The 4,830-nt window shown below is 63.5% G+C and carries 3 protein-coding genes and 1 pseudogene; 2 read left to right on the plus strand and 2 right to left on the minus strand.

Annotated features, from left to right (window positions below; translation table 11 throughout):
* Positions 1-711: pseudogene (locus EOA33_RS24425) on the plus strand (cell division protein FtsH); the annotation flags it as partial.
* A 268-nt stretch (positions 712-979) separates the two neighbouring features.
* Here EOA33_RS24425 and EOA33_RS24430 read toward each other — a convergent pair.
* Both EOA33_RS24430 and EOA33_RS24435 read right to left on the minus strand, forming a co-directional pair.
* Positions 980-1,438, minus strand: coding sequence for a hypothetical protein (locus EOA33_RS24430; protein ID WP_126057881.1), 459 nt, complete (start codon positions 1,436-1,438; stop codon positions 980-982).
* A gap of 610 nt (positions 1,439-2,048) precedes the next feature.
* Positions 2,049-3,065: a hypothetical protein gene (locus EOA33_RS24435; protein ID WP_126057882.1), complete on the minus strand. Its 1,017-nt coding sequence runs from the start codon at positions 3,063-3,065 to the stop codon at positions 2,049-2,051.
* Between the two features lie 372 nt (positions 3,066-3,437).
* Here EOA33_RS24435 and glmM point away from each other — a divergent pair, with 372 nt between their 5' ends.
* On the plus strand, positions 3,438-4,790 hold the full coding sequence (gene glmM, locus EOA33_RS24440) for a phosphoglucosamine mutase (RefSeq protein ID WP_126057883.1): 1,353 nt from the start codon (positions 3,438-3,440) through the stop codon (positions 4,788-4,790).
* Positions 4,791-4,830: the final 40 nt, after the last annotated feature.

Here is a 4,830-nt window from a genome sequence, read left to right on the forward strand (position 1 = left end):
ACGCAGGCCGAGAAGGAACTGACCGCCTATCACGAGGCCGGCCACGCGATCCTCGCGCTCAACGTGCCGACCGCGGATCCGCTGCACAAGGCGACGATCATCCCGCGCGGCCGCGCGCTCGGCATGGTCATGCAGTTGCCGGAAGGCGACCGCTATTCGATGAGCTACAAGTACATGATCTCGCGCCTGGCGATCATGATGGGCGGCCGCGTCGCCGAGGAGTTCAAGTTCGGCAAGGAGAACATCACCTCCGGCGCCTCCTCCGACATCGAGCAGGCGACCAAGCTGGCGCGCGCCATGGTCACGCGCTGGGGCTTCTCCGACAAGCTCGGCCATGTCGCCTATGGCGACAACCAGGAAGAGGTCTTCCTCGGCCATTCGGTGGCGCGCACGCAGAACATCTCGGAAGAGACGGCGCAGATCATCGATGCCGAGGTGCGCCGGCTGATCGACGACGCCTATTCGACGGCCAAGGCGATCCTGACCAAGAAGAAGAAGGAATGGATCGCGCTGGCGCAAGGCCTGCTCGAATACGAGACGCTGACCGGCGAGGAGATCAAGCAGCTGATCGCCGGCCACAAGCCGGCGCGCGACCTCGGCGACGACACGCCGCCCAGCCGTGGCTCGGCCGTGCCGAAGGCCGGCACCGGCGGCCGCCGCAAGAAGGGCCCGGAGCCCGAAGGCGGCATGGAGCCGCAGCCGCAGGGCTAGTCGAGATCAGAGCGCTTCACCGTTTCAGGGAACGCAGAAGCGCTCTAATCTTTGGTTTGACCTATCCGACGGCTTCACGCGACGCGTTGTAAATCAGGAGACGCGCCGGATGTGCGTTGAAGCGCCATCCTCGGGCCTGTCCCGAGGACCTGCCAACGCAACCGGGTTGGCGGTTTCCAGCTCCCGTCGCCCGACAGCAGATCCTCGGGACAGGCCCGAGGATGACGGCTTGGCGCGTGGGAATCGCCTTATCCGCCGTATCCGATTTTTATGATTCAGCTTTCAGCCGCGCATTGCACAGGCTGTAATAGCCGCCGCCCTTCTGGATCCAACGAAGGCCGTTCAACGTACCTGCCTCCTTGTTGCCGTGGTACCCCTGCAGGCAGGTCTTCATCCGCGCCTTCGCGGGCTTTTCGGTCTTGAACTCGGCGGCCAGCGTGGTCGGGAATGTCACGCCCGCCGGCGCTACGGGGGGCGCGACCGCCGCGCTGGTTTCCTTTTTCGGCTGCGGCTCGGTTTTGACCGTATCCGTGCTGACACTCTCGGCAACGGGCATCGCACATTTCTCCTTGCGGAAAGCGGCCCAGTCCATGCCGTTCAGAGTGCCGCCTTCCTTGGCTGCGCGATAGGTCTCTCCGCATTCCTTCATCGTCAGTGCGCTTGCAGGGGCGACGCCCCACGCAACCAATGCCGTCACAGCCAATACGGCCAATTTCAAACTAGACATAAGACCCTCCGGGTTGCTAACGAGATCGATGTCTTTTTGTATACTGTTTGTTCTGCATATGTTCAATCAGAATTTTTGCGAGCTACTATAAAGCCTGGCGGTGGGAAGTGTGGCGGTTGACGATACCGATCGCTCCAGAGAGATGCAGATGCGAGCAAGGCCGGCGCCGGCGGCCGCGGCAAGAAGGGCCCGGAGCCGGAAGGCGGCATGGAGCCCAGCTGCAGGGGTGATGATAAGCGAACACCTACCAAAAACGCAGCGGCTGGTCCGTGACGTTTTTGCTTTTGACCCGCTCTCTTTTCAAAAGCCGGCGCTGCCCCTCATCGCCCTGCCGGGCACTTCTCCCCGTATAGTGACGGGAGAAGGTGGCCGGCCGCGGCCCCGGCGCTTTTCCTGCAACGTTCGCGATTGGCGAAATCGGCGATGAGAGCGCCCCTCTCCCCGGAGAGGAAGCCGGCAGGCAGGTGAGGGGCAGCAAAAACGCCTCAGAAATATCCGCTGGCCAACTCGCAAATCAGATGCGGCGTACTCGCTCAAACACGCCCAACAAAGAAAAAGGCCCGCGAACTTTACGGTTCGCGGGCCTTCGTCAACCGTAAACGAAGCGAAATCAGCTCTTCAGCTTGGCGTTGCACAGGCTGTAGAAGCCGCCGCCCTTCTGAATCCACTTGAGGCCGTTCAGCGTGTTGGCGTCCTTGTTGGCATAGTACAGCTCGAGGCAGGTGTGCATGCGGCCCTTGGCCGGGGTCTCGCTGGCAAACTTCTTGGAGATCGCCGTCGGGAACTTCACGCCCTTGGGAGCGGCAACGGACGGCTTCTCGGGTTCGCTGGTGTAGGTCGCCTCCGTCGGAGCCGGCACCGTGTCGTCGTCGTCCGCGGCGGCGCCGCACTCTGCCTTGCGGAAGTCGTTCCACTTCATGCCGTTGAGCTTGTTGCCGGTCTTGGCCACCTGGTACTTGGCGCTGCAATCGGCCATGCTGAGGCCCTTGCCTCCTTCAGCGGCGGCGGCCTTGGTCGTTGCCTTGGCGGGTTCCGCCGCGGCGGTTGCGCCGGGGCCGCATTCGGCCTTGCGGAAGTCGTTCCACTTGACGCCGTTCAACGTGCCGGCGGCCTTGGCGGCCTGGTACTTGGCGCTGCATTCCTTGGTGGTCAGGCCCTTGGCGGTCTCCTCGGTCGCGGCCGCCGCCTTGGTGGTCTTGGCGGGTTTGGCGTCGGCAGCTGCGGCGGTGGCTCCGGCGCCGCACTCGCTCTTGCGGAAGTCGTTCCACTTCATGCCGTTCAAGGTGCCGGCAGCCTTTGCGGCCTGGTACTTGGTGCTGCATTCCTTCGCGGTCAGGCCCTTGGCCGCGTTGTCGTCGTCGGCGGCGGCCGCCTTGGAGTCGGACTTGGCCGCATCGCTTGCCTTCGCCGTCTTCTTGGCGGGCTTGGTGTCGGTGGTTGCGGCGGCATCGGTGCCGCATTCAGCCTTGCGGAACTGGTTCCACGTCTGGCCGTTAAGTGTTCCGGCGTCCTTTGCCGCGTTATACTTGGTGCTACACTCGGCGATGGTAAGCGCGTTGGCCGGCGCCGCCAGGAACAAGGTTGCGACGGCTAATCCCGTCAAGGTTGCAAGTCGATGGATGAGCATGGCGTTTTCTCCGTTGCTGTCGCCCATAGGTTGTCCCTTTGCGAAACCAATAGCCCTCAACGCCCGCCCGCGCCAGATGCTACCAGCGCGGACGCCCTCACAAACTGTGTTCCTCCCGATAAGGTGATGGAATCCTTGCGATCTGGTCCGCCTGAGCAAGGTTTGCGGGGCGAATCTACAGCCAACGGACCTGCAACGCCTGGTCCATTGCCGCAAGACTGGACGGCCATGTTAGGCTGTCGAATCACTTGACCAGCCCAGCACAATGATTTTCTAAGGAATGGTAATATATAATCACGAAATGTGATGATCGGGTGCGGCTCAATTGTGGCAATACGGGCGGCTGAAAAACCGACGGGGATCTAGAAACGCATGGCAGGGCAGTATTTTGGCACCGACGGCATTCGCGGACGCGCCAACAAGTTTCCGATGACGGCCGAGGTCGCCATGCGGGTCGGTATGGCGGCAGGCCTTTCGTTCCAGCGCGGCAGCCATCGCCACCGCGTCGTGCTCGGCAAGGACACGCGGCTTTCCGGCTACATGATCGAGAACGCGATGGTGTCGGGCCTGTGCGCGGCCGGCATGGACGTGTTCCTGCTTGGCCCCATTCCGACGCCGGCGGTCGCCATGCTGGTGCGCTCGCTGCGCGCCGACATCGGCGTGATGATCTCGGCCTCGCACAATCCGTATTATGACAACGGCATCAAGCTGTTCGGCCCCGACGGCTATAAGCTCTCCGACGAGATCGAGGAGCGCATCGAGGGCATGCTGGACAAGGATATCGAGCTGGCGCTTGCTGATTCCGACGGGCTCGGCCGCGCCAAGCGCGTCGACGGGGTGCACGACCGCTATATCGAATTCGCCAAGCGTACGCTGCCGCGCTCAATGTCGCTGTCGGGCCTCAGGATCGTCGTCGATTGCGCCAACGGCGCCGCCTACAAGGTGGCGCCCGAGGCACTTTGGGAACTCGGCGCCGAGGTCGTGGCCATCAATGTCGAGCCCAACGGCTTCAACATCAACAAGGAATGCGGCTCGACCCATCCGGCCGGCCTGCAGAAGAAGGTGCATGAAGTGCGCGCCGATATCGGCATCGCGCTCGACGGCGACGCCGACCGGGTGGTGATCGTCGACGAGAACGGCGCCATCGTCGATGGCGACCAGATCATGGCACTGATCGCCGAGTCCTGGCACCAGAGCGGGCGTCTGGCCGGCGGCGGTGTCGTGTCGACAGTGATGTCCAACCTCGGCCTCGAACGCTTCCTCGGCGACATGAAGCTGCAGCTGCACCGTACCAAGGTGGGAGACCGCTATGTCGTCGAGCACATGCGCGCGCATGGATTGAATGTCGGCGGCGAGCAATCCGGCCACATCGTGCTCTCGGATTTCTCGACCACGGGCGACGGGCTTGTGTCGGCGCTGCAGGTGCTGGCCTGCATCAAGCGGCAGAACCGGCCGGTCAGCGAGCTGTCAAAGAAGTTCGAGCCGGTGCCGCAGCTCTTGAAGAATGTCCGCATCGCCGGTGGCAAGCCGCTCGAGGAGGCGCCGGTCAAGGCGGCGATCGAGGATGCGCGCAACCGGCTCGGCAAGGCCGGGCGGCTGGTCATCCGGCCCTCCGGCACCGAGCCGCTGATCCGCGTCATGGCCGAGGGCGACGACCCGCAGCTGGTCGAGGCTGTCGTCAACGATCTCGTCGGCGTCATTTCGGAAACGCGCAGCGCCGCCTGAGTGCGCGAAGCAATCCAGCTCTGCAAGCCCGCCGTCAGGC

The organism is Mesorhizobium sp. M4A.F.Ca.ET.050.02.1.1 (assembly GCF_003997725.1).
Lineage (GTDB): Bacteria > Pseudomonadota > Alphaproteobacteria > Rhizobiales > Rhizobiaceae > Mesorhizobium.